Origin of the sequence: Streptomyces cinnamoneus (assembly GCF_014650495.1) — a bacterium.
Lineage (GTDB): Bacteria > Actinomycetota > Actinomycetes > Streptomycetales > Streptomycetaceae > Streptomyces > Streptomyces cinnamoneus.
In genome coordinates this window covers 1-4,488 of the sequence record NZ_BMVB01000058.1, presented here as the reverse complement: position 1 = coordinate 4,488, position 4,488 = coordinate 1, and the positions used below count along the sequence as shown (strand labels likewise).

Sequence of the window (4,488 nt, the reverse complement as noted above, 5' to 3'; positions counted from 1 at the left end):
GTTCCGTATTTCGGCATGCCGAAATACATCCCGTTCAGGGGCCGTGCAGTGGTGATGTGCCGCCGGTGCGGCTCGAAGTGCCACCCCGGCACCCCTGGGGACGCCGTGGCAACTCGAAGAACCTTACACGCTCGTGTAGGCCGCATCAAACCCGTGGCGCAAGCGGGTTTCCCGGGCTACCGTCGTCCTGTGACCAAGCATGCGCTCACCCAGCAGTGGTGGGCCGCCTGACGGCGGCCCAGCCTTGCGCATGCAACCAACCGGCCGCCCGCCTCGGGCGGCCGTTCTGCTGTCCGTGGTGGCGGTCCCGCCCCAGAGGAGACAAGCAGAGCCATGACACGCATCTTCAGCGGCATCAAGCCCTCCGGCCACCTCACCCTCGGCAACTACCTGGGGGCCATCCGCCAGTGGGTCCAGGCCGACCAGCACCGCGCCGACGCCCTCTTCTGCGTCGTCGACCTGCACGCCCTGACCGTCGATCACGACCCCGCCCGCGTGCGCAGGCTCAGCCGGCAGGCGGCGACGCTGTTCCTCGCGGCCGGGCTCGACCCCGAGCTCTGCACCCTGTTCGTGCAGAGTCACGTCGACGAGCACACGCGCCTCTCCTACCTCCTGGAGTGCACGGCCACCGACGGTGAGATGCGGCGGATGATCCAGTACAAGGAGAAGGCCGCGCGGGAGCGGGCCGGCGGCGGAAGCGTCCGGCTGTCGCTGCTGACCTATCCGGTGCTCATGGCCGCGGACATCCTGGCCTACGGGGCGGACGAGGTGCCGGTCGGCGACGACCAGGCGCAGCACGTCGAGCTCACCCGGGACCTGGCGGAACGGTTCAACCAGCGTTACGGGCCGACGTTCGTCGTGCCGAGGGCCGTGCTTCCGACGGTGGCGGCGCGCGTCATGGACCTGCAGGACCCGACGTCGAAGATGGGGAAGTCGCACGCCGAGACGTCGGGGATCGTCTATCTGCTCGACGAGGCGGACGTCGTCCGCAAGAAGATCATGCGTGCGGTGACCGACAGCGGGAGCGAGGTCGCCTACGACCCCGAGGCCCAGCCCGGCGTCGCGAACCTGCTGGAGATCCTCGCGGGGTGCACGGGCCGCAAGCCGCTGGACCTGGCCACGGAGTACAGCGCGCGGGGTTCCGGGTACGGCGCGCTGAAGAAGGACACGGCCGAGGCCGTCGTGGAGTTGCTGCGCCCGATCAGGGAGCGCCATGCGCAGCTGTGTGCCGACCCGGGGCAGGTCGACGACATCCTGCGGGCGGGCGCCGAGCGGGCTCGGGGGCTCGCCCGGCCGACCGTCGACGCGGCGTACCGGGCCATCGGCCTGCTGCCGCCCGTGTGAAGAACGTCGGCCCATGGAAGAACCGTCGGCCCTCCGGCAGAGATCGGTCTGCCGGAGGGCCGACGGCCTGGACGCCTTGGGACGCCGGTGTGCTCGATGGCCGCCGTTGGAGGCTATGCCTGACCGGAGGCGAGTTCGCGGCTGCGGTCGCGGGCCGCTTCGAGGGCGGCGATCAGGGCCGCCCGTACGCCGTGGCTTTCGAGCTCGCGGATCGCGCTGATCGTCGTACCGGCGGGGGACGTGACGGCCTCGCGCAGCTTCACCGGGTGCTCGCCGCTGTCGCGCAGCATGACGGCGGCGCCGATGGCGGCCTGGACGATCAGGTCGTGCGCCTTGTCGCGGGGCAGGCCCAGGAGGATGCCGGCGTCGGTCATGGCTTCGACCAGGTAGTAGAAGTAGGCCGGTCCGGAGCCGGACAGGGCGGTTGCCGCGTCCTGCTGGGACTCGGGGACGCGCAGCGTCTTTCCGACCGGCTTGAAGATCTCCTCCGTGCGCAGGAGGTGGGTCTCGGAGGCGTGGGAGCCGGCGGAGATGACGGACATCCCCTCGTCGACGAGGACGGGGGTGTTGGGCATGACGCGTACGACGGGCGTGCCTGCCGGGAGCTTCTCCTCGAAGAAGGCCGTGGGCACTCCGGCGGCGGCGCTGATGACCAGCCGGTCGGCGGGCAGGTGGGGGGCGAGCTCGTCGAGGAGGAGCGCCATGTCCTGCGGCTTGACGGCCAGGATGACGGTGTCGGCCGCCTTCGCGGCCTCGATGTTGCTCACCACCTCGACGCCGTAGCGGCTGCGCAGCGCTTCGGCGCGTTCGCGCCGGCGGGCCGTGCACATCAGGTCGTTCTTCGACCAGCCGGCCCGGATCATGCCGCTGAGGAGCGCCTCACCGATCTTGCCGGTGCCGAGGACGGCGACTTTCTGGGTCACGGGGGCCTCACCTCTTGGCTGCGCTGTGGGTTTGCCTGGCATCTTCGCACTTCGGCGCCTCCGCGCACGGCCCGTGTCCACACCTCGGGACCGGTGGCGCACCGGGGAGGGGACGGCTCCGTACGGCCGTCCGCCGGGGCGATCGGAAGCGGGATCTCCTGTTTCCCGACTCCTCGTTTACATCGTGGTTACAAACCAACTCGCTGATCTGCACCACAACTTGGCCAAAATATGGTCGAGTGATTAACGGCACGGCGCTGCAGGGGACGACAGCGCCGGTGCCCGTACCGGGGGCTGCGCCGACGTCCGTTCCGACGTCCGGCGGCGGTGCCGTGTTCGCTCGCCCCATGGTGCCCGTGTCCGTGCCTGTGTCCGAGCCCGTGTCCGAGCCCGTGTCTGTCCGTGCCTGTCCGTGCCTGTGTCCGCGTCAGCCCGCACCCGCCCGCTGCCCGCCGCCCGCCGCACCGCTGACCCGTTCGACCACTCGTACGACGCTCCGTTCCACTCCTCTCCACTCCACTCCATCTGTCAGGCAACGATCCTCATCGCATCGCTGCGCGCGCTCTGAGCGCGCTGGAGGAAATCCTCATGCAGAAGACTCTCTTCCGCCGTGTCCGAAACGTCGTCGCCAAGGTTGACCTCAGGGCCAACCTCCGGGCGGACTTCACCGCGTCGCTGGTCGTCTTCCTCATAGCCGTGCCGCTGTCCGTCGGCATCGCCGTCGCATCCGGTGTGCCGGTCGAACTCGGGCTCGTCACCGGCATCGTCGGCGGGCTCCTCACCGGACTGCTGCCGGGCAGCAGCATGCAGGTCAGCGGCCCCGCGGCCGGGCTGACGGTGCTGGTGTACGAAGCCGTACGGGAGTACGGGCTCAGGGCACTCGGCGTCCTGGTGCTCACCGCCGGTCTGCTGCAGGTGGCCATGGGGCTGCTCAAGCTGGGGCGCTGGTTCCGTGCCATCTCCGTCGCCGTGGTGCAGGGGATGCTCGCCGGCATCGGGGTCGTGCTCATCGCCGGCCAGCTCTACGCGCTAGCCGACGCGGACGCACCCGCCGGCGGCCTCGAAAAGCTGGGCGGACTGGTGACCTTGCTGACCGACACCCTCGCCTCGGGCGACGCGATGGCCGCCGTCGCCGTCGGCGGAGGAACAGCAGCCGTGCTCGTCCTGTGGCCGCACTGGCGGCATGGTGCGCGCATCGTCCCCGGCCCCCTGGCCGCAGTCGCCCTGGCCACCACCGTGGTCGGGCTGCTGCAGCTGCCCGTCGACCGGGTCCAGGTCCGCGGCATTCTCGATGCGATTCAGCCACCGGGTGGCGGGGACTTCGCCCGCCTGACGGAGTTCGGGGTGCTGGGCACGGTGTTCGCCTTCGCTCTCATCGCGTCGGCGGAATCACTCTTCAGTGCGGCGGCCGTCGACCGGCTGCACGACGGCACCCACACGGACTACAACAAGGAACTCATCGCCCAGGGCGCCGGAAACACCGTCTGCGGCGTGCTCGGCGCGCTGCCCATGACCGCCGTGATCGTCCGCAGCTCCGCCAACGTCAATGCCGGCGCCCGCACGAAGGCGTCCCGGGTACTGCACGGGGTGTGGCTACTGGTCTTCGCCACCCTGCTGCCGTGGGCACTTGAGCTCATTCCGGTGGCGGCGCTGGCCGGCGTCCTCGTCCACGCCGGCTGGAAGCTGATTCCGGGCAAGGAGCTGGGCCCGCTCTGGAGGGACCACCGGGGCGAGGTCGCGGTCCTGGTGACCACGACCGTGGCCATCGTGGTCACCAATCTCTTCGAGGGCGTGATCGTCGGCCTGCTGATGGCCGTCGCCAAGTCCGCGTGGGAGACCTCGCACGTGCACATCGAGACGGCGATGACGCCGGCCGGCGTCCAGCGGGTACGGATCCTCGGCAACGCCACCTTCCTGCGGCTGCCGAAACTGCTGGACGAGCTGGAGGAACTGCGCCGCGGCGGCCACCGCCTGGAGCTCGACCTCAGGGGCCTGCGCCATATGGACCGCGCCGTTCACACCGCCTTGCGCGGCTGGGCGGAACGGCACGCCGAGTCGCTGGAGGAAGGCGGAGGAGGCGACGGGCCGGACCGCGACGAGAACGGGAACGGCGAAGCGACCGGACGCGTGGTCGCGGTGTAGCGGGTAAATGCAAGAAAGCCCTGGCAGGACCCGAAAGGGTCCCACCAGGGCTTCCTGAATAATTGTTCGGCGGCGTCCT

At 70.2% G+C, this 4,488-nt stretch carries 3 protein-coding genes; 2 read left to right on the top strand and 1 reads right to left on the bottom strand.

Annotation, left to right across the window (positions count from 1 at the left end):
• The first annotated feature begins 333 nt into the window (after window positions 1–333).
• Entirely contained in the window at window positions 334–1,344 is a 1,011-nt protein-coding gene (trpS, locus tag IE182_RS31370; protein ID WP_190113394.1) for a tryptophan--tRNA ligase, read from the top strand.
• A gap of 113 nt (window positions 1,345–1,457) precedes the next feature.
• Here trpS and proC read toward each other — a convergent pair whose 3' ends face one another.
• Window positions 1,458–2,267, bottom strand: a complete 810-nt coding sequence (gene proC, locus IE182_RS31365) for a pyrroline-5-carboxylate reductase (protein WP_190113393.1) — start codon at window positions 2,265–2,267, stop codon at window positions 1,458–1,460.
• Between the two features lie 588 nt (window positions 2,268–2,855).
• Here proC and IE182_RS31360 point away from each other — a divergent pair.
• On the top strand, window positions 2,856–4,409 hold the full coding sequence (locus tag IE182_RS31360) for a SulP family inorganic anion transporter (protein WP_190113392.1): 1,554 nt from the start codon (window positions 2,856–2,858) through the stop codon (window positions 4,407–4,409).
• Window positions 4,410–4,488: the final 79 nt, after the last annotated feature.